The following is a 25,360-nucleotide window of genomic DNA, read 5'->3' as shown; positions in this document are numbered from 1 at the left end:
AGATGATAAATAAAAAACCATAAACGGTCCCGCCGGTACAGCCTCTACCATATCAAAATTTATTATGCAACTATTATCCGTCACAAGACGCTCTCTGCTGCTTTTTTCATTTTTCCTGATTATCAGCGGCTGCAAACAGCACGAATCGGCACAGGCACCATCAGATACAGAAACACCCTCCAACGTTGAACAAGCAGCCTCCTCCGGTGAGGTTACCCGTTCCACTGCCCGCCTGCTCGACTATCCCGAAACCCGGCGTGACGATACGGTGGATGTCTACTTCGATGTTGAAGTGCCGGACCCCTATCGCTGGCTTGAGAATGACCTTTCCGATGAAACGTCGGCCTGGATTGAGGCACAGAACAAGGTCACCTTCGACTATCTTGAGCAGATACCCTTCCGTGAACGAATCAGGGAGCGGCTTGAAGAAGACTGGAATTATGAGCGCCTGAGCTCACCAAGTCAGCGCGGTGATTATGTGTACTTCTCCCGCAATGACGGTTTGCAGAACCATTCTGTGATCTATCGCACACCGGTTTCCGAAGATGATGAGAGCCGGAGAGGAAGCAGCGAAGACACCGGGTCTGATCCGGACGATGCCGAGATCTTTCTTGACCCCAACACCTTTTCCGATGACGGGACTACCTCACTGGCCGGCCTGAGTTTTACCAAAGACGGCTCACTTGCAACATATGCAATATCCGAAGGGGGATCAGACTGGCGAAAGTTCATCGTCCTCAACACCCGGACTATGGAGCAGATCGGCGACACGCTGACGGACATCAAATTTTCCGGCATTTCCTGGTATAAAAACGAAGGGTTTTATTACAGCAGCTACGAAACACCGGAAGGCAGCCAGCTTTCGGCCCGGACCGATCAGCATCGGCTCTTTTTTCATCGTGTCGGAACTCCGCAAAGTGAGGATGAACTGGTTTTTGGTGAAGATCAGCGCCGGCGGTATGTATCCGGTGGTGTGACCAATGATCAGCGCTTTCTGGTTGTCTCCGCCCGTGAAACCACCAGCAACAATGAACTTTACATCAAGGACCTGGAGGATGAAAACGGCAAACTCGTGCCGGTAGTTGATGATTTCGAGCACGACCACAGCATCGTGGACGCTGACGGAGACCGGCTGCTGATTTACACCAACCTCGATGCCCCGAACTACCGCCTTGTCGAGGCCGATGCCGGTAATCCCGGACCGGAGCACTGGGAGGATGTCATCCCGGAAACCGAACATGTCCTGAATGTCAGCACTGCAGGCGGATATCTGTTCGGCAACTACCTCGTAGACGTGCAGACCGAAATCCATCAGTTTGATTACAACGGCAACCTGATACGCAAGGCGGAGCTGCCCGGAATCGGTACGGCCAGCGGTTTTTCTGCCGAAAGGGAGGACACCGTCCTGTATTACACGTTCACTTCCTTCACCTATCCATCCACGATTTTTCAATACGATATCGCCTCAGGCGAATCTGAACTGTACTGGATGCCCGACATCGACTTTGATCCGGAGCAGTATGTCACCGAACAAATTTTTTATGAAAGCAAGGACGGCACCGAAGTTCCGATGTTCATCACATACAAAAAGGGACTTGAACTGGATGGCAGCAACCCGGCTTACATGTTCGGATACGGCGGATTCAATGTCAGTCTTCGTCCGTCGTTCAGCGTAGCCCGGCTGATCTGGCTGGAGAACGGCGGTATTTACGCGCAACCCAACATACGCGGTGGCGGTGAATATGGCAGAAGCTGGCATCATGCCGGAATCCGGAAAAACAGGCAGAACGTATTTGATGACTTCATTGCAGCCGGCGAATATCTCATCGATAATAATTATACCTCCAGCGAGCGGCTGGCAATTGCAGGCGGTTCAAACGGTGGCTTGCTGGTCGGTGCCGTAATGACACAGCGTCCGGATCTGGCGGGGGTTGCCTTTCCGGCTGTCGGGGTGCTGGATATGCTTCGCTATCACACCTTTACTGCCGGAGCCGGCTGGGCTTATGATTACGGCACGGCCGATGAAAGCGAGGAGATGTTCCGGTATCTGCTTGGTTATTCTCCGGTGCACAATGTTGAAGAGGGGGTGACCTTTCCTTCCACCCTGATAACCACGGGGGACCATGATGACCGGGTGGTGCCGGCGCATTCTTACAAATTTGCTGCTGAACTGCAGAACAGCCATAACGGCGACAATCCCGTACTTTTGCGTGTGGAAACCCGGGCGGGACACGGCGCCGGACGTACAACCGATTCGAGGATCAGTGAATGGGCCGACCGGTATGCCTTTGCCTGGTTCACCATGGGGCTTAATCCGTTCGACTGAGCGTTGGCGGCAAATTAACTGCTTTCTAAAAGATGGTTGCGCTGCCGGTTATCGTACTGGAAGCACCTTTTTTTGTTTTCTTTGCGAAGGTCACAGAAACAGAAGTGCCCGATTTGTCAGGATCCAGTTCCATTGAACCGCCAAGCTGCGATACAAGAGCCTGCGCAATCATGTGACTGAATGATTCCGCGTTAAAAATATCATGACTGTCCAGCAGGCCCGGACCGTCGTCGCGCAAGTTAAGAGTAATATGTCCGTTCTTCTCATTCAGCGAAATGGCAACCATTCCCCCTCTTGCAGTCGTTTCCTGCTCATCCTCTTCCGGGCTGTGACCTTCCCTGGATTCCTTCACCAGCAATTCATTGCAAAGAAGAATAAACGGAATGGCCTGATTAATGTTAAGCATAACGGATGACAGGTTCTTTTCAAGCGTTATGCCCATGTTCTGTTCATCATCTGAAACATAAAGATCGGCCAGCTGGCTTAAAGAACGGCTGAAATCAACGTGCATCGCACTACCCTCATAAGAAAAGAGCTCATGGGTCAGCGACAGGCTTTTCAGACGCTTGATATAATTCTGGATGATGGCATTGATCCGTTTGTCATCATAGTGCATGTTGTTTAAGTCCAGCATGGCTGAAATGAGTGCCAGGTTGTTTTTTACCCGGTGATGCACCTCCGAAAGCAGCACTTCCTTTTCATCAGCAGACTTGCGGTTCATTATCCGGCTCCGCTCAAGATCATGAATCGCCCTGTCCATAACAGTATTGTTTTTCCATACCAGGATAAATATCAAAAAACCGCTCGCCAGAACAAAAAATGTTCCTTTGATCGACTGGATCCGTGTGATCTGTTCCGGGTCATTAAACATCGCAAGCACAGCCGCATCCGAGAAAAAGATCCACAAAAAACTGATTATGATATACAGCCCGGCAATTGCGAACGGACTGCTCCTGATGAGAAATTCAAGTCTTCCCGTGACGATTGTTTTTTCTGCCATACACTTCCACCCCCCGGTGATATGAGGTTAAAAGATTACCGCAACTGTAGTCATAAACTCCTGACCACAATTTAAATGATAATCCGGGAAATTAACCACAAAAGTTTCATCAACCGGTGATACCGTGCGGCTGTACCTGACAGTCCAGATGAGCTTTGAATATATTTCGCTGAATATCCTTTGGATTTATTCTTCCGAAGAATCTTCTCTGATTCCAGATCCGCGCTTCTTCGGTCATTTCCTGATGCAATTCAGTCGCAGAAGCCTGCTCACCGGCAGACTCTCCATTCCTGTCGAGGTCCGGTATGATCACCGGGCTTCTGTCCGGCTGGTATGATGACTGCCGATATCCCCGTTCCGATCTGCGCTCCGGGCGTCGTTCGGAGCGCAACGTCTGAAGCTGCTCCCATTGCTTCTCCGAGAGAATTTTTCTGAGATCCTGCTGGTGGCCTCTGTACAGTTCTCTGCGGCGACTGGTGTACTCCTCTCTGTCAATGTCCTCTTTTCTCATCTTCGATATCAGTTGCTGCATTTCAGCGCGGTGAGACTCATGAAGCTCGTTGATGTGTTCACGCTGCTCGTCCGTAATATCATCGAGCTGCATAATGAGGCGGTTATCCGCTGACGGACGCATGCCGCGCTGACCGGAAAATCCGGGTGTCTGCTCATTCGCCATCCCCTTCTTGATGGATTGCGTATCGGAAATTTTACCCGGAATCATATCGGCCTGTGCATAAGAAAAGCCCGACAATACAAAGATAAGTGTAATAAAAAAGGCAAAAGATGTTTTCATAAGGACATTCCGCAGTTAAAATGAGTGATATCCGGCCATGCCGGGTTCACCAGATTATACGAAGGAAGGCATACCCCGGTTCACTTACTCAGTGAATTGCTTCAGGCTAAACGGGAAAAAATCAGAATGTCCCGATTCTCGACCGCTTGTGAACCCTGGCAGGTTCATTATTTCCGCCCGCATTGTTTGGAGCCGTACTAACCTCGTTGACCGGCACGCGGAGGGAGAACACGGATCCCTTGCCGGGAGTGGAGATCACCGAAAGACTGCCTCCCATTGCCTGGGTGATATTCCGGGATATGGCCAGCCCAAGACCAAGCCCTTCGTATTTACGTGTTGTGGAATCATCAGCCTGTCTGAAAAAATCAAAAATGACGTCAAGTTTCTCTTCCGGGATTCCTATTCCCGTATCACTGACAAAAAACCTGATTTCATTATCCTGTTCTTTCCGGAACCCGAAGGTCAGGGTCCCGCTTTCCGTGAACTTGACGGCATTGCGAAACAGATTGGTCAGCACCTGTCCGACCTTCATCCGGTCACAGGAGATCTGAGTTTTCAGCAGCTTTTCATCCGGATCATAAATGACGGCAATGCGGTCTCCCTTGCCCGATTCGTTCAGCAGCTCCTCAAGGCCCTGGAGCTTCTCTCTTGCAAAGGTTTCAAGATCGAAGGACTGATCCCGGATGGTCACCGCTCCCTGCTCGGTCAATGCAATATCGAAAATATCCTCTATCATCCCGAGGAACTGCCTGCCGCTTTCATTGATAATGGACGCGTATTTCGCCTCTTCCGGATTTTCAGTGGATGATTTGATGATCTGGCTGAAACCGATAATGGATGTCAGAGGCGTACGAAGTTCATGGCTGATGGTGGCAAGAAAAGCGGATTTCAGCCTGTTGCTCTCCTCGGCTTTTTCTTTGGCCAGCTGCAGTTCGATTTCGGCCTCTTTGCGACTGGTGATGTCGCTGGCAAGACCGACAAAGCGTACAGCTTCTCCCTCCTCGTTTGTTACCGGAAATCTCTTGAACTCTATCCAGCGAACATTGCCCTTTTTGTCATAGATACGGTACTCTTCGTGAAAGTACCCGGCATTACCTCCCTGATTCAAGGCGTCACGGATCCGGGAGAGATCATTCTCATGAATGACTCTGAAAAATGCGTCGGGGTCATTGGTCAGCTCTTCCGGCGAAATATCGAATACATCTTCAAACTTTTCACTGGCATAAAGCAGCACTGTCATGTCTGATGACCAAAGCCAGAATGCTTCGTCAATATTTTCGACGATATCCCTGAGCCTCTGCTCGTTTTCGAGCGCCTGCTGTTCTTCTTTCTGGTGCGTGATATCAAGCCAGGCACCGACAATCTCGGTCGTTCCATCCTCCCCGGAAATTACACGATACCGGTCAAAGAGCCAGTGATACCGGCCCTCACGATCCCGGAACCGATATTCGATGGTCTTTTCTTCTCCTGCCAAATCAGTCTTAGCATGTTCTGCAAATCGTTTCAACAGCTTTTCTTTGTCGGCCGGATGCACCTGTGCTTTCCAGAATTCGAAATCTTCAATGTACTTCTCGGGCGGATATCCCAGAATGTTTTTTACATTTTTGTTCACATAGGCGATTTTCGGGATACCATCACAGTTTTTTATGGTATAGACTACTGCCGGCACCTCTGAGAGCAGTGACTTGAGCTGTGTCTGAGCCTTCTTAAATTTTGATTCGGCCTTTTTCAGCTCTGTTATGTCCCGTCCGACCCCCTGGATTTCCCTGATATCTCCATGTTCATCCAGTACGGCACTGTCTTCCCAGTGCAGCCAGCGCCAGCCATCCCGTGTCATTGCGCGCTGTATCATCTGCGCCCGCCATGGATGATGCTTCAGCTGCTCCATGGACGCAAGTGTCTGCGGCAGGTCGTCTTCATGCACAAAAGGCATGAATGTCCGCCCGATCAACTCTTCCCGTGACTTTCCGAACATCCGGCAGTAAGCATCATTGACATATGTAAACCGGTTTTCACGATCCACCCGCACAATAAGGTCGTTTTGCGACTCCAGAAGTCCGCGATACCGCTTTTCACTGGTCTTCAGGTTTTCATTGTTTCGCTTCTGATCAGTAATATCCGTAAACGCAGCGGCAAAACACCCCTCTTCCGATCGATACAATTGTACCTTGAACCACTTGTCAGAAGGTTCGGAATAGAATTCAAACTCACCCTCATCCCGGCGGTTTGAAACAGCATCGTGGTATCCGGCCCAGTCAAATCCCTTTCCTTCCCGGCGGGAGGCGAGTTCACCGGTCGTCCGGCCTTCAAGCATCTTGCTGCTGCATCCAGAAAGTGCCTCAAAAGCGGCATTAACCTCTGTTATTCGAAAGTCTGAGGGTGTTCCTTTACCGCTGTCCGTCGATTCGTGATATACGAAACCGAAAGGTGAATTGTGTATCAGTGATTTGTAATCACGACCTTTCATAAATACCGGTTATGCGGAAAGTGTTGAGTCAGATCCATTACGTTTGTACGCATCGGCTCGGCTGCCCGTGCTGTGGCCCATTGCAACCGAACCCAAATCGATCTTATTGCCAAATTGAGAGCATCACGGATATCTCCGTGACCGGATATATCGAATGAAATAATTTACACCCGACCTCGATTCTAATTCTGAATCAAATATAATTGTTTCTCTGTAAAAGATAATGGCGCGGACGTTCTATGAGAAAATTCTAACGCCTTAATGTATCAAGGACTTCCCCGTTTTGACCTACCAGTTCCATCCGCAGCGGCATCTGTCCTGCAGCATGGGTGGAACAGCTCAGGCAAGGGTCAAAGGCGCGGATCACCGCTTCCACACGATTCAGTGCCCCCTGGTCAACACTTCCGTCTTTCACAAATTTTTCTCCCTTGACAAACTGCTTTGCTACCTGCAGTATCCCCTTGTTCATTGCCAGGTTGTTATTCCCGGTTGCGATGATCAGATTGGCCCATTCCATGATTCCATGGTCTTCCCTGACCTTGTAGTGGTGGAACAAGGTGCCCCGCGGAGCTTCGGCAACCCCGACACCTTCGGTATTGTTTCGCCCTGCCCGGGCTTTTACATTTTTGTTCAGAATTCCCGGATCATCGAGAATTTGCTCAAGTTTCTCAATGGCAAACAAAATTTCGATCAGGCGCGCATAGTGGTAGTAAAACGAGCTCAGCACCGACCCGCGCGATAAACTTCGGAATTCGGTCAGCTCCTGATCGGCCTGTGGAGTCCCGCACCGGTCGACAATATTCAGCCTGGCCAGAGGCCCGACCCGGTACATCCCGTCCGGATACCCTTTCGGCTTGTAATACGGAAATTTGAGATAGGACCAGTCTTCCACCTTTTCACCGATGTACTCCTGGTAATTTTCCGGCTCAAGCCTGTCGGCGATAATCTTTCCCGATGCATCCACAACACGGATTTTTCCGTCATAGAAATCAAGTTCGCCTTCATCATTGACCAACCCGAGGAACAGCGACTGAATATTTGCAAAACTCCGGATTTCATCCCGGAACTTGCTCACCCGAACCGATTGCTGTCCGTCAATCAGCAGCGATGTCTTGAACCAGTCCAGATTTCGCAGGATAATCTTCTGCATTTCCGGAATCTGCGCCAGAATTTCATCCCGGACCTCCTCCCGGCAGGGTTCACTGACGCCTCCGGCCACAATCCAGGAAGGATGGACCCGCTGACCTGCCAGCTTTTCAATGACAGTCTGGCCAAACTTGCGCAAGCGAATGCCGTCACGGGCCATTTGCGGGTTTTCCTTCATTACCCCGAATATGTTGCGTTTGGCGGGATCGGCATCCATGCCTAAAACCATATCAGGCGACGAGAGATAGAAAAAGCTCAGTGCATGCGACTGGATTATCTGGGCCAGATTGATTGCCCGCCGCAGCTTCACGCCTGTTTCGGGTATCTGAACGGCCAGAATCCGGTCACAGGCCTTTGCACCCGCAATGAGATGCGCGACCGGACAAATTCCGCATATGCGCGCCATCAGTGACGGCATTTCACGAAACGGACGGCCCTCGCACAGTTTTTCAAAGCCCCTGAACTGGGTAACATGAAACAGTGCATTCTCAACCGTTCCCTTGTCATTGAGGTGAATGGTCACTTTGCCGTGCCCCTCGATCCGGGTCAGTGGGTTAATAGTGATGGTTTTAGCCATGAATCAACATCTCCTTTTATCCGAATTTTGTACGTTCCCTGAGGTCGGGAGTCCTGCCTGCGGCAATTTCGCTAAGTGTATAAAAAATGACATCCGCAGATGGCGGACACCCCTGCAGAAACAGGTCCACATCCACAAAATGATGGACCGGATAGGCTTTGTCCAGCAGCTTCGGCACGTACTGATCCGGCATCGTCTTGTTATCCGGCGTCGTTTCTACATAGCCGCGATTCAGCACCTGTTCAACTTTAAACCGGTTGCGCATGGCCGGAACGTTTCCGGTTACGGCACAATCTCCGAAGCATATCAGCATATCGGTGCTTGTGCGGATCTTTTTGACCATTTCCAGATCCTCATCGGTGCTGATAGCCCCTTCAAGCAGCGTAACATCCACCTTCGCGGGAAATTCCTTGTAGTCCACCAGCGGACTGTACAGAATATCATAGGACTCGGTCAGCTGGATGATGCGTTCATCAATGTCGATGAGGGACATGTGGCAGCCGGAGCAGCCGTCGAGCCAAAGTGTTGCAAGACTCAGTTTCTTCATTTCTTCTCTCCCCGCATTAATGACAGATAAGGCAGGAATTGCCTGCGTTTCGACATTTCACCCACCGATTTTCCTTTTTCAAAAAGCGCGCCTGTCGGACAGACGTGTACACATTTTCCGCAGAGCGTGCATGTTTCGGATTCACCCCATGGCTGATCGAGGTCAGTAACTATTCTGGCTTCAATACCGCGGTCTTTGATATCAAGCGTGTGGGCACCTTCGATCTCATCACACACCCGCACGCACCGGGTACACATGATGCACCTGTTATGATCCATGACAAAGCGCTCACTGGTCACATCCACCTCCAGATCGGGATAGATATAGGGATAGTGGACATGATCCATTCCCACTTTCTGTGCCATCGCCTGCAGGTCACAATTATCGTTGGACACGCACACCGAGCAGACATGATTTCGCTCTGAAAAATAGAGTTCAAGCAGATTCTTGCGAAGCTTCCGGAGGCGTTCGGTTTGGGTGAAAACCTGCATACCCTCTTCCACCGTTGTCATGCAGGCCGGAAGCAGTTTTGGTGTACCGGCAACCTCCACCATGCAGAGCCGGCATCCGCCGTATGCTGACAGACCGTCGATGCTGCAAAGCGTGGGTATATCGATTCCGTTTTCCCTTGCCACTTCAAGAATGTTCTGATCTTCCCGTGCACCAACGTGCCGGTCGTCAATGATAAGGGTTTTGATTTTTACGGATGAACTCATGACACAACCTCGTTTTCATGTTCCATAGTGCATACACCGGCCGGACATTTTTTGTCCCTGATATGTGCCGTGTATTCATCCCTGAAAAACCGGATGGTACTCAGCACCGGATTTGCGGATGTCTGTCCGAGTCCGCACAAGCTGGTATGTTTCAGCACATCACACAGCTCCTCAAGCAGCTGCAGATCGTGCATCGTCCCTTTTCCGGTCGATATGTTTGTCAGCATGTTGTACATCTGTGCTGTACCTACGCGGCAGGGTACACATTTGCCGCAAGACTCGGTACGGCAGAAATCCATGAAATACCTGGCCACATCGACCATGCACGATGTTTCGTCCATCACAATCATGCCCCCGGACCCCATGATCGACCCTGCCTCGGCCAACGATTCGTAATCGACCGGCATATCCAGATATTCTTCCGGGATACATCCACCGGAAGGCCCGCCGGTCTGAACAGCCTTGAATTTTCGGTCATCGACAATTCCGCTGCCGATTTCATACACAATTTCCCGGAGTGATATCCCCATGGGCACTTCAATAAGTCCGGTATTCCGGATGCTGCCCGCAAGCGCAAAGACCTTGGTGCCCTTGCTCTTTCCTGCTCCGATCGCAGCATAAAAATCCGCGCCTCTGCGGATGATCGGACTCACATTGGCGAATGTCTCCACATTATTGATAAGCGTGGGGTGGCCCCAGAGTCCGTATTCTGCAGGATAGGGAGGACGGGACCGGGGAGCACCGCGGCGACCTTCAATAGAAGCGATAAGAGCGGTTTCCTCTCCGCAAACGAAGGCTCCGGCTCCAAGCCGGAGCTCAATATCAAAACTGAACGGAGTGCCGCATATGTTTTTCCCCAGCAAATCCCGTTTTTCTGCCTGTTTTATGGCATTTCTCAGCCGCTTAATTGCCAGCGGATACTCGCCGCGAATGTACACATAACCCTTCGATGCACCAACGGCATATCCGGCAATGGCCATGCCTTCCACGATGCTGTGCGGATCGCTCTCAAGCATGCTGCGATCCATGAAGGCGCCGGGGTCTCCCTCATCCGCATTGCAGATCACAAACTTTTTTTCCCCTACGGCTTTTTCTACCGTGCTCCACTTCAGGCCGGTCGGATACCCCCCCCCGCCACGGCCGCGAAGCCCGCTCTGCACGATCACTTCAATTACTTCCACCGGAGTCATGGTTGTCAGCACTTCATAAAGCGCCTCATATCCCTCCAGGGCCAGATAGTCGTTCAGGCTTTCCGGATCGATGTTGCCGCAGTGTTCAAGCGCCACTCGTTCCTGGTGGGTGAAAAACGGTGAATCCGGGGACACGACAAGGCGGCTGACCGGTTTTTTGTCGATATTTTTCACGATTTCCGGAGCATCACCGACCGATACTCCGGCATAGAGTGCCTCTCCGTCATTGATGGAAATAAGCGGACCGGTGGCACAGGGACCAAGACATCCTGTTCCACTGACCCTGCAGGTCTTCTCCCTGCCCTGCTTTTTTACTTCCTCCTCAATCGCCTCCTTTACGGACTCACTCTGAAGAGAGACACAAGCCGCTGCCGTACAGACATTGATATTCTGGGGATACTCTTTGCGTTTTTTTCTGTGTGTTTCCCCGATTTTATTGAATTCTTCCGGTGTCATAGTGATTCACCTTTACTTTGATCAGTTCCCGTTCCGGATCATCGCCCGGACTTTGCTCACGATATCCTCCGGCTCCTGCATTCCGGCAATTTCTCCGTCATAGACCATGGCGGGTGCGAGTCCGCATGATCCTATGCACCTGGCAGTGAGCAGTGACAGCTTGCCGTCGGCGGTCGTTTCACCGGGTTCGACATCAAAATTCTTCTTAAATGCTTTCATAATGGCGGGCACGCCTTTGATATAGCACGCCGTTCCGGTGCACACAACCGCAGTGTGATCTCCCTGTGGTTTAAGGGTGAAGAAATGATAGAAAGTAGCAACCCCGTAAACTTTGCTGAGCGGAACCCGAAGTGAATGAGCCACATACTTCAGATTGTCATCATCGAGATAACCATAAGCCTCCTGGACGGTATGCAGCGTCTCAATCAGTGCATAGGTGGAATGTCCGTATCGGCGCATGGTGGCATCCACCAGTTTGCGGCGCTTGTCTTTCTGTGCTACCTTAGAGCCTTTGCGACCGGCTGATCGCCTTCTTTCTGATGCAGACACCGGTGAGCTTTTGCTGCTTCTGTTGCTTTCTTTTGCTGCCTGACCCTGTTCCATAGTGAACTCCCTGTACCGAATTTTGTTTCCGTTCAAATGAATTTGCTGAACGTACTGCAATAATTACTGCCTGATTCTCCTGTGATTCCCAGGATAGAGACGACACTGTGCGGCAGTACCGGGTACAATAATTTGTGTTTCCTGCTGCGTCGGTCGTGCGTCTGTGCTGCTGATGTTCTGCCAAATTCGCTTTACAAAAACCGCGTATAACTTCTTTTCAATAATCTTGCGAAATAACATTCTGAAATTACATGATTTACCGGACGGGGAAATAGTCAGTATTCATCCGGCAGCCATGTACTTATATCATAATACAATTTTTCTGTCAAACAGAACAAAAAAAATGAACCAAAATCACCGGTGGCACCTGCGCGCCACCTGATTCCATCCTGAAACTACTTGCTGCTCTTTGAATATTGCCCGTGCAATTCCGACAAAATATCACGTGCTTCATGAAGTGAATTCAGAATATAATCGGCCTCATTGCGCACCTCCGGTCCGGGCTGTTTCAAATCGGGGATCATGATGGTCAGCATTCCGGCTGATGATGCAGCCCGGACACCATTTTCCGAGTCTTCCAGTGCCGCACAATTGCGGGCCGGCACTCCAAGTCTTTCAGCTGTCTCAATATAGATATCCGGTTCGGGCTTGCCGTGTTTAACGTCATCGCCGGTTACAATATGTTCAAACGGATAGTCAACGCCTGCTGCCTCCAGGCTGAATGAAGCCTGTTTGCGTGTGCTGGATGTGGCAACTGCTGCCGGCAGCCCGGTTCCTGACAGCCAGCTCAAAAATTCATCAAGACCGCTTTTTTTATCAATCCCGTTTTTTCTGGCCTCTGTTTTCCAGATTCCCGGCCACCAGGCCCAAAACTCATCAAGCGGAAAGCCCGGCCCCATTTTCCCTGCAATTACCTTCTTGCATGCGGTATTGGGAAGCCCAACGAGCTGGTAGAAAAATGCATCCTCCATTTCATATCCAAACTGTCGGGCTGTCTCCTGCAGCGCCGTCTTATACATGGGTTCGGTATCGATCATCAGTCCGTCCATGTCGAAAATAACGGCTTCTATCACTGTTTTACTCACGGCTTTGTGTCTTTATCGCTAATGCGCAGTTCATTTCAGACCAAAATAGTGATTAAAAAATGATATTGGAAAAGGTGGCTCTGTTTTACTCATGAATTCTCATCGTGCAAACAGTCATTCAGCGACACTGTTGTTATCCATAAACAGCAAATTAATATAACCTTATTTTATGCTTTCCTCACTATATTTCCAGTAGATAGCATGGGTTCTCAGACACTAATCACCTCTTGCGCCCTGTGATGCATACAGCAAAACCTTCTCTCAGCACGCCACCACCCAAAAAGGGATCTGTGCTGTGCATGATCCTGGCCGGCGGACGCGGATCACGTCTGGCCGATCTCACCCGTTGGCGTGTCAAACCTGCTGTCCCTTTTGGCGGAAAATACCGGATCATCGATTTTACACTCTCCAATTGCATCAATTCGGATCTGCGAAAAATAGCCGTACTGACACAGTATAAATCACAGTCACTGATCCGGCATATCTATCATGGCTGGAATGTTTTCAATTCAGAGTTCGGCGAATTCATTGAAGTTGTCCCCGCACAGCAGAGAAACCGAAATGACTGGTTCCGTGGCACGGCAGATGCCGTATTTCAGAACATGGATTTCATCGTCCGCAACAACCCGCAATGGGTGCTTGTTCTTGGCGGCGATCATGTCTACAGCATGGACTACAATTACATCCTGCAGTTTCACAGAGAGCGGAATGCCGATGTTACCATTGCCAGCGTACCGGTTACACTCAAGGAGGGATCTGCGTGCGGCGTGCTGGAAATTGATGATTCCGGCCATGTTGAACGGTTCGTGGAAAAGCCTGAAAAACCCGTTCCTATTCCGGATCAACCCGATTATTGTCTCGCCTCCATGGGTATTTATGTTTTCAACACGCAATTCCTCACCAGAAAACTTATTGAAAATGACAAAAAACCGGGGACCGCGCATGATTTTGGACGTGATATTTTACCCGCGTCAGTAACAAACCCGTCAGACCGGGTATTTTCATGGACTTTCTGGAATGAGGAGCAGAACAGGCCCGGATACTGGAGGGATGTGGGTACCGTTGACTCCTATTGGAAAGCCAATATGGATCTGGTCAGTGTCTCCCCTGAATTCAATCTTTACGACCGCAGCTGGCCGATTCGCTCCTGCCTTGCCCAGTTCCCGCCGGCAAAATTTGTCTTTAATGACAGCAACCGGCGCGGCATGGCTGTGGATTCACTCGTTTCTGAAGGAAGTATTATTTCCGGATCACTTGTGGAACGCTCGCTGATATCCACCAATGTATACATCATGGACGCACGGATCAGCGACTCGGTAATTCTGCCTGATGTGGTAATCAACAATAATGCGCGAATCCGAAATGCTATAATCGACAAATACTGCGTCATTCCTGAAGGTATAGTCATCGGTGAATCAGTGGAAGAAGACGGAAAGTGGTTTCACATCACTGACGGCGGAATCGTCCTCGTGACACCGGAAATGCTCAACACCCGGGAGAAGTATCGAAGAACATCCGACAGCCAATACCTTGCCATGCGCCTGAACATTTCCGGAGAGTCATGACCGGTGTCGGTCCGGGCCGTCTTTTGTGTCTTTTGTAACAGAATGGCGCCTGGCCAGGGTGTCAATGCGCTGCTTCATCTCATCCAGCTCACCTGAAACGCGTGACAACTCTTCCTGCAGTGACCGCTCCCTCAGGCCGATCGCCCTTTCCGCTTCATCGCGGGCATCACGCTTGGCCTCATCCATGCTGTTCATAATTACGCCGATGAACAGATTAAGCACAATCATGGTGCCGATAAGCACAAAAGTCACAAAATAAAGCGCTGCCCCAAAGCCGAATGCCTGCGGATCCGTACAGCCGTTCTCCTCACCGTATCCCCAGATGGCGTGATCACATCCGTACATGTTGATGTACATGATATTGGTCCAGTCCTCCAGCGTTACCACCCGGAAAAGCGACAGCAGGCTCAACTGCAGATTCCCGAAATGAACAGGATCATTTTCCCGGAACAGAAACACACCCATCGTGGCGTAAATATAGAAAATGACGCTGAGCAGAATTCCGATGTATCCGATGGAGGGTATGGATTTGAGCAGCGTATTGACCAGAAGCCGGAGCTTTGGTATGGTTCGGACGATCCGGAAAACCCTCATCACGCGTGCCAGGCGGAATACCGCCACAAACGCACCCTCCACCTCCGGAAAAAGCAGCGCCAGGTAGCAGACCGTCACGATTGTAAAATCGAAGACATTCCAGGGATCATTGAAATAGCGCAGCGGCTTGTTTCCCTCGGCGGACATTTTAATAATCACCTCGACCAGAAAGATGAACAGGATGATCTGATCGAGCGTCCATAACAGCTCCTTGTAGTCCGCTACTTTTTCACCGTAGGTCTGGATACCGACAACCACACCGGCTGCAAGAATCACGATAAGAATAAACTGATTGAACCAGGACGACTCTGCAATTTTCCTGGATAATTCTGAAAAGCTGCTCATGGGGTTGCTGCTCTGATGTTATCTAAGAGACCTGTAATTGACCAACGCACTCTGAATGCGGATACTCTGCTTACCTGCATATTATCTGCGAAATATTACCTGCATACTGGTACTCTGCTTACAGTTGGTGAAAGCGGCATAAAATATGAAAATCGCCTTACATTTGGAATGCCGGATGGTATTATTCGGCCTGAACCTGCCTTCTGATCACCTTTCCGGGCAGGTGGTCGTTTTCACCGTCTGCAATGACATGTTCCCCGTTAACAAAAACATGGTCAAAGCCGGCAGCATAGCGGTGCGGATCCTCGAACACGGCCCGGTCCTGCACTTTTGAAGGATCAAAAATCAGCAGATCTGCGGCATATCCCTCCCTGATCAACCCCCGGGGAGTATCGACTATCCCGTCATCCGAAAGACCCAGTGTGGCAGCAGTCAGGCCGCTCATTTTATGAACCGCCTCCTCAAGGGTGAGCAATCCTTCTTCCCGGACATACTTGCGGATAATCCTGGCAAATGAACCATACCCTCTCGGATGACGCATTTCCGGGCCGCCATCTGATCCGATCATAACATGGGGATCCTGAAGAAAACGCCGCATCACATCTTCGTTCATAACAAAATAGGCTGCGCTGGCTCCATCCGGACCAACCTCATCAATGAGCACGTTTTCAAATGGCATATCCAGCTCTTCGGCCACTTCCGCAAGTGTTTTACCGGTCCAGGGCCCTGACCCGAAAAGTGTGGCTTCCGGACCGTTTCTGAGGGTAATCCGGGCGCGAAGGTACTCCTCCAGCTCTTCCCGGCGTTCAGAGACGGCCGTTTCGAAATCCTGTTCCGACCGCGCCCATTCCGGGAAAACGATACTTATACCTGTAAAACTCGCAACGTAGGGATAGACATCGGCGGTGACAGTCAGCCCTTCATCCCGGGCCTCCTGAAGGATTCCGAGAATGTCTTCTGCCCGCTCAACTTCATTGGCGTACACGATCTTCAGATGTGAAAAGTGGACCGGCACCCCCGATCCCCGCCCCGCATCAAGCACTTCCTGCACGGAAGCTTCAATCCGGTCGTCATCCTCGCTTCGGACGTGGGCCATGAGTATTCCGCCGTGGTCGTTAACCGCTTCGGCCAAAGCCGTCAGCTCCTGCCGGCCGGCATAACTCCCGGGCTCGAACTCCAGTCCGAGCGAAAGGCCGAATGATCCCGCATTCATGGCACCGGAGAGGATGTCTGCCATAGCGCTGATATATGCGGCATCAAGATCTCCCTCATCCGGGGCATCAACGATCTCCCTGAGTGTGCTGTGTCCGGTAAAATGGATTATATTGGGACCTGTTCCGCGCGCATTGACATCATCCAGCCATGATGCTGCATCTTCGCCGCCGGGATGGGTCCCGACAAGACCGAGAGTGATGGTTGTAACCCCCATCGAGAGGAAGTTATCAAATCGCGGAGTTTCAAAAGGGTTGCCCCGTGAATGCGCATCGATGAAACCGGGAGCAAGAACATCTCCGCCGGCGTCAATAACACGGCTCACATCTTCAGATCCCTCATTTTCGCCCGAACCTGCCTTAGTGACCCCGGCGATTTTTTCATCCCGGATCAGAACTGATCCGTCAAATGCCGGTGAACCTGTTCCGTCGATAATGCGGGCATTTGTGATCAGAACCGTGGATTCATTTTCTTGCTGGTCCGGAGAACAGCACGTTGCGGCTGCAAACGACACGAGCATCAAAAACAAAGCAGTACATCTTGCAGTAAAAGTCATTTTCTGGCTGTCATTATCTTCTCCGCAGGACCCGGCCCGGGAGTTCCGTGTTTTTATTTCCATTTTCCACCACGGCTGTGCCGTTAACGAATACCCGGTCAAAGCCCTTGGCATAGGTGTGCGGTTCTTCAAATGTTGCCAGGTCCCGGATCTGACCGGGATCAAACAGCAGCAGATCTGCGGCATATCCCTCCCGGATGATCCCCCGCGGCGTTTCAACCCGGCCGGGATCAGACAGACCGATGGTTTCGGCAGTGAGTCCGGACATTTTATGGATGGCCTCTTCCAGTGTCAGCAGCTCTTTTTCATTGACATATTTCCGGATAATGCGAGCGAAGCTTCCGTAGCCGCGGGGATGGCGCATAGTCGGGCTTCCGTCGGAACTGACCATCACATGAGGATCGGTAAGAAAACGCTGCATAACATCCTCATCCATTACAAAATAGGCTGCGCTGGCGCCACGGGGACCGATATCATCGATCAGTACCTGTTCAAAGGGCTTGCCCTTCTCTTCGGCAACTTCGGCCAGCGTTTTTCCGGCCCATTGATCTGTGCCGAACAGTGTTGCTTCCGGTCCGTTTCTCATGGCAACTCTGTTGCGAAGATATTCTTCCAGTTCATCACGCCGGTTCTCCACCACTTCATCGAAATCATTGGGAGGCAGCGCCCATTCCGGAAAGACAATCCCAATACCGGTAAAACTTGCGACATAGGGATAGACGTCAGCTGTCACCCGCAGGCCTTCCTTCCTGGTCTCATCCATCAATCCCAACACTTCGCCTGCCAGCGCGGGATCATCACCAAAAACTATTTTTATATGAGAAACGTGGACATGCGCTCCTGATTCGCGCCCCTGGTTCAGCAGTTCAGTAACGGAATCCAGAATTTTATCGTCGTCCTCACTTCGCATGTGACTCATGACCAATCCGTTCGCTTCCGCTACCGGACCGGCAAGAGCTGCCAGCTCGTCAGAATCAGCAAACATTCCGTGATCATATTCAAGACCGGTAGTCAGTCCGAAGGATCCGGCTTGCAGAGAGCGGCCGAGTATCTCCAGCATCTGTTCTATATAGCTTTGGTCCAGTCCTGACTCGCGGGGAGCATCGATGAGTTCGCGCAATGTACTGTGTCCGACAAAGTGTACGATGTTGGGTCCGGTTCCTGACGAATCCACCTTGTCCATCCAGGCGGCCACATCTCTTCCACCAGGGCTGCGGCCATCCTGACCCAGACTGACCGAGGTCACACCCATGGCCAGAAAATTGTGGAAACGGGGCGTTTCCAGGGGATCGCCGTGTGAATGGGCATCGATGAAGCCCGGAGAAAGTACGCGCCCTTCTGCGTCAATGGTTTTTTTTGACTGCACAATCTCTGCGTCAAATTCACCGACGTTCACAATAACCCCCTCATCAACAACAACATGCCCTGCAAACGATTCAGAGCCGGTTCCATCGATTATTTTTGCATTTTTAATCAACAGATCATGCAGATCCGCGTCATTTTGCGAATTACATGAAACTGTTAGAAGCATCAGGGAGGCCATCACCAGCGGGAGGTTCAGGCGTGCCACCTTAACAAAACGGAACAGGTTTTTGATTATCATACCAGGACACTAGTTGATTTGACTTTATTGCAGGAAGAGGGAATATAGTCAAACATCACCAACCGTGCATCAGTCAAGCGGCTCGATACGATACAAGCCTCCATCCGAGTGGTCTGTAAGCAAGTAGAGATTGCCGTCCGGACCCTGCCGGATATCCCGGATACGCCCGGGCTCCCCGCTCAGCAGCTCTTCCTGACGAACAACCTCCTCGCCATCGACGACCACACGCCGGACATGCTGCTGGGCCAGTGCGCCGATAAATACATCACCATGCCAGCCGGGAAAGTTATTTCCGTAGAAAAAAGCCATTCCCGACGGGGCTATGGATGTCGGTGACCAGTGAACCAGCGGATTGACAATATCCGGATCTTCATGAGGTTCAATGCCAATCGGTTGCCCGCTGCCGTACTCATCACCATAAGTGGCATCAGGCCATCCGTAATTGCCTCCGGCTTGAATTATATTCAGTTCGTCTCCACCCTGCGGGCCATGCTCATGCTGCCATATCGCTCCGGTTTCCGGGTGGATGACCATGCCCTGCGCATTGCGATGGCCGTAGGAATAGATTTTCGGCAGTGCTTCATCGCTTCCTGCAAACGGATTGTCTTCGGGGACTGACCCATCGTAATTCAGGCGGATGGTAGAACCTGCAGGGTCCTGAAGATCCTGCGATGGTGTACGCTCCCCGCGATCTCCGATTGTAAAGAGAACCGTTCCGTCCCCCGGGAAAGCTATACGTGATCCGTAATGCCGGCCCGGATTTTTGGCAGGTTCCTCGACGTACAGCTCCTCAACATCAACCAGTTGCTCACCATCCAGCCTGGCTCGTCCGAGCGCGGTTCCGGTATTGCCGTTATCCGCTTTGGAGTATGTGAAATAGATCCAGCCGTTATCCTCGTAATCAGGATGCAGCGCAACATCCAGCAAGCCACCCTGACTGCGGGAATGAATATCCGGCAATCCGGACAATTCTGTTACCGTCTCGCCGTCAAAAAGGTTCATACGCCCGGGGCGTTCCGTGATGATCATGCGATCATCCGGCAGCCAGGCCACTGCCCAGGGGTTCTCAAGGCCGCCCAGAACGCGGACCAGCCTGAAGTCGGCATCTTCGGACTCTACGGACTCAATGACCACATCGCCGTCCGGCGATGCATTGGTTTCGATACTGACCCGGTCATCACAAGAGGTCAGAATCAGTGCGGGCAGAACAAGCAGTGCTGTAATCAGAACTGGTGAATATGCAGATAGTTTCATGATGTCTTCCCCCGTTTTTTAAGAGATAAATTCGGCTTCTGAAAATAAGGAGTGCAGTTTCTTGAATCTGATCCCCTTTAAGTTTAACATGGCGAAGAGCAGATTTCACTTTGCCTCTATGCCAAAACGCATTAATTTCAGTTTGTTAACTAACTCACTAACAACATGTTGTTTTGATCTGTTCATTTCGCCGTCTCACTGTCACTTTTCATCCGTAACCAAACCACACTGCCATGATACGCAACCTCTTCTGTATAACACTTGCTACTCTGCTGGCGATGGTACTGTTTGCTCAGTCCGCCCATGCACAAAGTCCGCTCTCTTTCGGAGCCAAAGCCGGAATCAATATCGCCAATGTCAGTGGCGATGCCTTCGACGATGCCGATTCACGAACCGGAATCATTATCGGTGGTGTTGTGGATATCGGACTGCCCATGCTGCCGGTCGGCCTTGAAACCGGCCTCTACTACTCACAGCAGGGTGCCACCATTTCCGAAAGTTTTGAAGAGTTTGGTGAAACATTTGATTTCGAAAGCACACTTTCACTTGATTACCTGACCATACCGGTGCTGGGCAAACTGTATTTCGGCCCTCCGGGTCCCATAAGTCCCCACATAGTTGCCGGCCCCTATTTTGCTTATCTGCTGGACGCCGAGTCTGAAGTCACTATGAATGGCATGACCATTTCGGGTGATATCAGTGACGAGACGGAATCACTGGATTTCGGCCTGATCGCAGGAGTCGGAGTGGACTTCAATGTCGGTGTGACGAAACTTAACGTTCAGGCCCGATACTCGCTCGGCCTTGTTGATATTTTCGATGATTCCAATAATGATGATTTTGACGATTTCAACGACTTCAATAATGATTTAGATGATGATTTTGTCACAGATCCCGATTCAAAAAACCGGGTCTTCACCATTACGGCCGGAATTTATTTCTGATTTATATCAGTTAATTTGGATATATTGATCAGGATAAGCAACCTGGGCGAAAAAAGTTTTCGCAGAAATACCTTCTGTCATATTCTGTAAGGAAGCGGCATGTCGCAGGAAAAGGATCAACAAATCAGATACAAGACAGCATTCGAGCATTCACTGACGGCCACTCTGATCACGCGACCTGACGGTACCATCATCACTGCCAATCCTGCTGCCTGCGACATGTTCGGCTATACTGTTGAGCAGCTGCGGCAAATCGGCAGGAGCGGAATCATCCATACCGACAGTCCCGGATTATCCGGTTTTCTGCAGGAGCGCGAAAAAGCCGGAAGTGCCCGGGGCGAGCTGACCGCCATTCGAAAAAACGGCGAGACTTTTCCCTGCGAGTTCTACTCGGCAATTTTTCACGACGAATCGGGAGAAGCTTTCACTTCCACGACACTGCTGGATATTTCCGGGCGAAAAGCGACCGATATTGAATTGAAAAAGTCGCTGAAGCATCTTTCCGAATACAAGTATGCGCTGGACCAGGCTGCAAATATCGTGATCACGGATGTTGAAGGTTACATTACGGAAGTCAACGAACATACATGCAAACTTTCCGGGTACGCAGAAGAGGAACTCATCGGAAGCCACACAAATATCAACAATTCCGGCTATCATCCCGATTCGTTTTTTAAAGAGCTTTGGAACACCATTTTAAAAGGTGAAGTCTGGAGGGGGGAAATCAGGAACAAAACAAAAAACGGCTCTTTTTACTGGGTTGATACTACCATTGTGCCTTTTATGGATTCCGGCGGCAATCCCGAGCACTTCCTGGCCATCCGGTTTGATATCACGGATCAAAAAGAGTCACAGCGACTGGTCAGGATCAACGAGCAGAGGTTTCGTGCCCTGGTCCAGGGCGGATACGATTACTTCGGGATTATCGACGAACAGGGCCTGTTCATATATGTCAGCCCCTCATACGAACAGCTGCTTGACATTCCTTCTGAAGAGCTGATCGGGCGGCCGGTCGCAGACTTCATCCATAAAAACGACCGGCGGCAGCTTCTTTCCGAAATTTCTGAACTGGATAAGGAAAACAGACTCAAAACCAGTCCCTACCGCTTCTGTTACAACGAACCGGACTGTTCCGATTTCCTGTGGTTCGAAAGCACCATTACAGATCTGCGGGAGGATCCGGCCGTCAGGGGATTCATCGTCAACTCACAGGATATAACCCATTCGGTTTTTTTTCAGGAGCTGGACAAACTCGAGCGCAAGACACTCAAAAGTTTTGCTGAAGATAAACCTCTTGCCTCAATTTTTGATGAACTGCTGACCGGTATGGAAGAACTCTATCCCGGTATCCGTTATGCATTTATTCAGGTACAGGGAAAACAGATGAAAGTCCTTTCCGCGCCATCATTTGGCGACGATCTGATCCGGCACGTGGCGTCTTTTGTCATCGGCAAAGATCAGGGAACCACAGGTGTTGCCATAATTTCCGGTGAAAAAGTATTTGTCGATGATACCATGAACGACCCCCGCTGGGAACCGTACCGGGAATTTGCACAAAACGAAAATATCCGGGCTTCATGGTCCCACCCCATAATTGACTCCAACACAAGTGACATACTTGCAGCACTGGCTGTCTACTATGATCAGCCCAAAACCCCGTCCGACCAGGAAGAACGAACGGTGGAACGCATATGCGAACTGCTCAGACTAATCCTTGAAAGTGAGATCAAGGACAAGGCTCTCAAGGGAAGCAATGAACGGTTCCGGTATGTAAACAAAGCAACCGATGATGCCATATACGACTGGGATTTGCTGCAGAACCACCTGCAATGGGGTGACGGATTTCGCCGTCAGTTCGGCTATCAGGTTCATGGCAAGCCGTTTCCTATCGAAAACTGGTACTCATTGATCCACCCGGATGATGTCACTGCCGTAAAAGAGAGCCTTGAAAAGGCAATTGACACTCCCGGTCAGTCAAAATGGACCTGTGAGTACCGTTTCGAAAAACAGAGTGGCCGTTATGCCTATGTTTACGAAAACGGATACATTATCAGGGATGATAATCATCAGGCTGTCCGCATGATAGGTGCACTCCGGGACATCTCCGACAAAAAATATCAAGAAGAAAAACTGAGGAATTCACTCCGGGAAAAAGAGACGCTGCTTTCGGAGATACATCATCGGGTAAAAAACAACCTGGCCGTTGTTTCCGGCATGATGCAGCTGCAGGCCATGGAAGAACCCAATGCCGTCGTTCGTGAAAAGCTGCATGACAGTACCCTGCGCATTCAAACCATGGCCACCATCCACGAACTGCTCTATCAGTCCGAAAATTTCTCCCGCCTGAGTTTTACCGATATCATCAAAAAACTGATGAACACCATTGAACAGGTTCTTCCCGACGAGGTGACGGTTGAAAAGGAAGTGCATCTCATCCCCCTGGAACTCAATATTAATCAGGCCATTCCGTGTTCACTGATCATTAACGAGGTGCTCACCAACTGCTACAAACACGCCTTCAAAGGCAGAGAGCATGGAAGAATAACGGTCAGACTGCAGGAAAACGGAAATGAGGTTGGCATTTCCATTCATGACGATGGCGTCGGTATCCCCGAAAATGCAAATTCATCTGAATCTCTTGGTCTTCAAATTATTCAGACCCTGGTGCAGCAGCTAAAGGCGCAGCACAAATTATACAATTCCGGAAACGGCACCGTATTTGACCTTACATTCACCAAGAAAGATATTTCAGGAATCGGAAATACACTCAGCAATGATGATGACGAAAATAGTGATGCGGAAAACGGATCATCCGGATTGTCGGACAACCCGCCATCACAGCTACCCTTATTCTGAATAATCCCGGTTCGATTTTTCCAAACAAATCACCAAAAACAGCCAATTTACATGAATTATTTCAACGCTTTCATCCTCATCCTGATAGTACCCCTTATCGTTTTTTCCTGCGGTAATGATGCTGACCGTGAAAGAGACCCCGGTGAGGCGGTTCCGGAAGCAGGTGCGCCCGATATACTGGTGCCTTACACCATTGACGCCGAAGGAGTGCCCGGATTCAGGCAGGACCAGCTTCGCTTCAGGGACTACAGCAATGTGCTCAATGCCATATCTGTGATTGCTACGGTTTCCCGAGATTCCGAGTACGGCAATGAAGCCTACCGGCCAGAACTCTACCCTGATGCCATGATGGAGCGTGCGGAGCAATGGCTTTCCATGGTTGTACAGATCGATGACTATTTCAACGAAGAGGGCAGGATCACCCCCTGGCTGGAAGAATCCGCAGGGGTATATGAAGCCTCCGGAGAGCTTGATCTCTCACTTTACCCCCATCTTGTTTATGCCTATCACATCCACCACCGGAGCGGCCGCTTTGAAGACAATGAAGTCCTGTACAACCGGCTGAACCGCGAACCAACAAATTACCTGGTCACTCCCGGCCGGTATATCATGAATGAACACTACCGCGATGGTGCGTTTTATGATGACAGTGGTGTCATGGATCATCAAAGCATGAGTTATGCCCTCGGCGCACTGCATGCCAATGCCTATGCATGGGTTGCCTGGAAAAAACCGGGCGGGGCAGATGATATGGGTGTGCTCTCGGAACAGGCGCTGGGTCATCATATGGGACACACTCCCGACGACATGGTGGCTATATACCGCGGGGCTGCCGCTGTGCTAGACGATGCCTGGGACAGTGACAGGTCCGTCTACGATTTCGGCGACGGCACCGAGTGGGATCTGGACGCCGCCGGTGCTATGATCCGCGGTAAAAAAGCAATGTATGACTTTCTTTACATGTTTGGCGATGAGGATGATGCGGAACTGTCCCGGACCATATTTGACCGTACCGTTGCCATGCTGGAAGCTATTGCACCGCTTGCCGAACCATGGGGCCTTCCCGAACGCATTTCATTCACCCCGGATGGCACCCGCCCGGCCTCCGGAACCGTCTCCCTTTATGACTGGTATCAGTTTCTCAATCACCTCGGAGGCGGCTATGCCCTTGACCGCGAACGGGAAGGAACCTCCATGTACCTGACCGAACACCGTTCTGACGTCTTTGACCTGATTGGCGAAATTTCTGATGAGGCGCTTCTCGGAGCGATGGAATACCATCTCATAGACGGCCGGCTTGTGACGGAGCTGGACTTTTCCGACGGATCCGTGACCGACGACCGGCTGACCGTTTCAACCGCCGCAATGTTCATCACCATGGCAGGCAATATGTACCGGAAAGGCGATGCCTTTGAACGCGCCTCCGACTGGGATTCCGTCTCCGAAGAAATTTCCGGTCGCAGCAAAGAGCTTTTCGATATTTCTTTCGACCATCTTGAGCTGCTGGATAACGCGTTTTAATTTT

At 50.7% G+C, this 25,360-nt stretch carries 18 protein-coding genes; 5 read left to right on the top strand and 13 right to left on the bottom strand.

Annotated elements, in window-relative coordinates:
- Positions 1 to 64: 64 nt before the first annotated feature.
- A complete protein-coding gene (locus NATSA_RS03820) occupies positions 65 to 2,326 on the top strand; it encodes a prolyl oligopeptidase family serine peptidase (RefSeq protein ID WP_210510547.1) in 2,262 nt (753 codons plus the stop codon).
- Between the two features lie 25 nt (positions 2,327 to 2,351).
- Here NATSA_RS03820 and NATSA_RS03815 read toward each other — a convergent pair whose 3' ends face one another.
- The 9 genes from NATSA_RS03815 to NATSA_RS03775 form a co-directional block, all read right to left on the bottom strand.
- The gene (locus tag NATSA_RS03815; RefSeq protein ID WP_210510545.1) at positions 2,352 to 3,326 is read right to left on the bottom strand and encodes a sensor histidine kinase; all 975 of its coding nucleotides are present in this window, start codon (positions 3,324 to 3,326) and stop codon (positions 2,352 to 2,354) included.
- 109 nt (positions 3,327 to 3,435) lie between these two features.
- Positions 3,436 to 4,119 (bottom strand): hypothetical protein, encoded by a 684-nt coding sequence (locus NATSA_RS03810; RefSeq protein WP_210510543.1) that lies wholly within the window; start codon positions 4,117 to 4,119, stop codon positions 3,436 to 3,438.
- A gap of 121 nt (positions 4,120 to 4,240) precedes the next feature.
- On the bottom strand, positions 4,241 to 6,586 hold the full coding sequence (locus tag NATSA_RS03805) for a PAS domain-containing sensor histidine kinase (RefSeq protein WP_210510541.1): 2,346 nt from the start codon (positions 6,584 to 6,586) through the stop codon (positions 4,241 to 4,243).
- Positions 6,587 to 6,836: 250 nt separating this feature from the next.
- Complete coding sequence (locus NATSA_RS03800) at positions 6,837 to 8,309, bottom strand: Ni/Fe hydrogenase subunit alpha (RefSeq protein WP_210510540.1); 1,473 nt, start codon at positions 8,307 to 8,309, stop codon at positions 6,837 to 6,839.
- A 16-nt stretch (positions 8,310 to 8,325) separates the two neighbouring features.
- Positions 8,326 to 8,856, bottom strand: coding sequence for an NADH-quinone oxidoreductase subunit B family protein (locus NATSA_RS03795; RefSeq protein ID WP_210510539.1), 531 nt, complete (start codon positions 8,854 to 8,856; stop codon positions 8,326 to 8,328).
- Positions 8,853 to 9,572 carry a bidirectional hydrogenase complex protein HoxU gene (gene hoxU, locus NATSA_RS03790; RefSeq protein WP_210510538.1) on the bottom strand — a complete coding sequence of 240 codons (720 nt, stop codon included), beginning with the start codon at positions 9,570 to 9,572 and terminating at the stop codon, positions 8,853 to 8,855. The genes NATSA_RS03795 and hoxU overlap by 4 nt, the downstream gene beginning before the upstream one ends.
- On the bottom strand, positions 9,569 to 11,218 hold the full coding sequence (locus NATSA_RS03785) for a NuoF family protein (protein ID WP_210510537.1): 1,650 nt from the start codon (positions 11,216 to 11,218) through the stop codon (positions 9,569 to 9,571). The genes hoxU and NATSA_RS03785 overlap by 4 nt, the downstream gene beginning before the upstream one ends.
- Before the next feature lie 21 nt (positions 11,219 to 11,239).
- Complete coding sequence (hoxE, locus tag NATSA_RS03780) at positions 11,240 to 11,857, bottom strand: bidirectional hydrogenase complex protein HoxE (protein WP_210510536.1); 618 nt, start codon at positions 11,855 to 11,857, stop codon at positions 11,240 to 11,242.
- 359 nt (positions 11,858 to 12,216) lie between these two features.
- Positions 12,217 to 12,906, bottom strand: a complete 690-nt coding sequence (locus tag NATSA_RS03775; protein WP_210510535.1) for an HAD family hydrolase — start codon at positions 12,904 to 12,906, stop codon at positions 12,217 to 12,219.
- Between the two features lie 239 nt (positions 12,907 to 13,145).
- Here NATSA_RS03775 and glgC point away from each other — a divergent pair, with 239 nt between their 5' ends.
- Entirely contained in the window at positions 13,146 to 14,471 is a 1,326-nt protein-coding gene (gene glgC / locus NATSA_RS03770; RefSeq protein WP_210510533.1) for a glucose-1-phosphate adenylyltransferase, read from the top strand.
- Here glgC and NATSA_RS03765 read toward each other — a convergent pair.
- The 4 genes from NATSA_RS03765 to NATSA_RS03750 all read right to left on the bottom strand — a co-directional run bounded on the left by NATSA_RS03765 (position 14,466) and on the right by NATSA_RS03750 (position 20,035).
- Positions 14,466 to 15,410, bottom strand: coding sequence for an ion transporter (locus tag NATSA_RS03765; protein ID WP_210510531.1), 945 nt, complete (start codon positions 15,408 to 15,410; stop codon positions 14,466 to 14,468). The genes glgC and NATSA_RS03765 overlap by 6 nt on opposite strands.
- A 181-nt stretch (positions 15,411 to 15,591) precedes the next feature.
- The gene (locus NATSA_RS03760) at positions 15,592 to 17,241 is read right to left on the bottom strand and encodes an N-acyl-D-amino-acid deacylase family protein (RefSeq protein ID WP_210510529.1); all 1,650 of its coding nucleotides are present in this window, start codon (positions 17,239 to 17,241) and stop codon (positions 15,592 to 15,594) included.
- Complete coding sequence (locus NATSA_RS03755) at positions 17,192 to 18,781, bottom strand: N-acyl-D-amino-acid deacylase family protein (protein WP_210510527.1); 1,590 nt, start codon at positions 18,779 to 18,781, stop codon at positions 17,192 to 17,194. The genes NATSA_RS03760 and NATSA_RS03755 overlap by 50 nt, the downstream gene beginning before the upstream one ends.
- Before the next feature lie 69 nt (positions 18,782 to 18,850).
- Entirely contained in the window at positions 18,851 to 20,035 is a 1,185-nt protein-coding gene (locus tag NATSA_RS03750; RefSeq protein ID WP_210510525.1) for a PQQ-dependent sugar dehydrogenase, read from the bottom strand.
- Between the two features lie 233 nt (positions 20,036 to 20,268).
- On the opposite strand from NATSA_RS03750, the gene NATSA_RS03745 reads away from it, so the two are divergent.
- The 3 genes from NATSA_RS03745 (at position 20,269) to NATSA_RS03735 (ending at position 25,356) form a co-directional block, all read left to right on the top strand.
- Positions 20,269 to 20,979 carry a porin family protein gene (locus NATSA_RS03745; RefSeq protein WP_210510523.1) on the top strand — a complete coding sequence of 237 codons (711 nt, stop codon included), beginning with the start codon at positions 20,269 to 20,271 and terminating at the stop codon, positions 20,977 to 20,979.
- A gap of 99 nt (positions 20,980 to 21,078) precedes the next feature.
- Positions 21,079 to 23,835, top strand: coding sequence for a PAS domain S-box protein (locus NATSA_RS03740; protein WP_210510521.1), 2,757 nt, complete (start codon positions 21,079 to 21,081; stop codon positions 23,833 to 23,835).
- A 51-nt stretch (positions 23,836 to 23,886) separates the two neighbouring features.
- On the top strand, positions 23,887 to 25,356 hold the full coding sequence (locus NATSA_RS03735; protein WP_210510519.1) for a hypothetical protein: 1,470 nt from the start codon (positions 23,887 to 23,889) through the stop codon (positions 25,354 to 25,356).
- Positions 25,357 to 25,360: the final 4 nt, after the last annotated feature.

It is taken from the genome of Natronogracilivirga saccharolytica (genome assembly GCF_017921895.1).
In the GTDB taxonomy this organism is placed as follows: domain Bacteria; phylum Bacteroidota; class Rhodothermia; order Balneolales; family Natronogracilivirgulaceae; genus Natronogracilivirga; species Natronogracilivirga saccharolytica.
This window is presented reverse-complemented; position numbering and strand designations above follow the sequence as displayed.

Coding starts and splice junctions, on each gene's coding strand:
- NATSA_RS03755 (WP_210510527.1), bottom strand. CDS start 18,781: ATGATAATCAAAAACCTGTTCCGTTTTGTTAAGGTGGCACGCCTGAAC.
- NATSA_RS03815 (WP_210510545.1), bottom strand. CDS start 3,326: ATGGCAGAAAAAACAATCGTCACGGGAAGACTTGAATTTCTCATCAGG.
- NATSA_RS03800 (WP_210510540.1), bottom strand. CDS start 8,309: ATGGCTAAAACCATCACTATTAACCCACTGACCCGGATCGAGGGGCAC.
- NATSA_RS03820 (WP_210510547.1), top strand. CDS start 65: ATGCAACTATTATCCGTCACAAGACGCTCTCTGCTGCTTTTTTCATTT.
- NATSA_RS03760 (WP_210510529.1), bottom strand. CDS start 17,241: ATGGAAATAAAAACACGGAACTCCCGGGCCGGGTCCTGCGGAGAAGAT.
- NATSA_RS03765 (WP_210510531.1), bottom strand. CDS start 15,410: ATGAGCAGCTTTTCAGAATTATCCAGGAAAATTGCAGAGTCGTCCTGG.
- hoxU (WP_210510538.1), bottom strand. CDS start 9,572: ATGAGTTCATCCGTAAAAATCAAAACCCTTATCATTGACGACCGGCAC.
- glgC (WP_210510533.1), top strand. CDS start 13,146: ATGCATACAGCAAAACCTTCTCTCAGCACGCCACCACCCAAAAAGGGA.
- NATSA_RS03750 (WP_210510525.1), bottom strand. CDS start 20,035: ATGAAACTATCTGCATATTCACCAGTTCTGATTACAGCACTGCTTGTT.
- NATSA_RS03745 (WP_210510523.1), top strand. CDS start 20,269: ATGATACGCAACCTCTTCTGTATAACACTTGCTACTCTGCTGGCGATG.
- NATSA_RS03810 (WP_210510543.1), bottom strand. CDS start 4,119: ATGAAAACATCTTTTGCCTTTTTTATTACACTTATCTTTGTATTGTCG.
- NATSA_RS03785 (WP_210510537.1), bottom strand. CDS start 11,218: ATGACACCGGAAGAATTCAATAAAATCGGGGAAACACACAGAAAAAAA.
- NATSA_RS03805 (WP_210510541.1), bottom strand. CDS start 6,586: ATGAAAGGTCGTGATTACAAATCACTGATACACAATTCACCTTTCGGT.
- NATSA_RS03740 (WP_210510521.1), top strand. CDS start 21,079: ATGTCGCAGGAAAAGGATCAACAAATCAGATACAAGACAGCATTCGAG.
- NATSA_RS03735 (WP_210510519.1), top strand. CDS start 23,887: ATGAATTATTTCAACGCTTTCATCCTCATCCTGATAGTACCCCTTATC.
- NATSA_RS03795 (WP_210510539.1), bottom strand. CDS start 8,856: ATGAAGAAACTGAGTCTTGCAACACTTTGGCTCGACGGCTGCTCCGGC.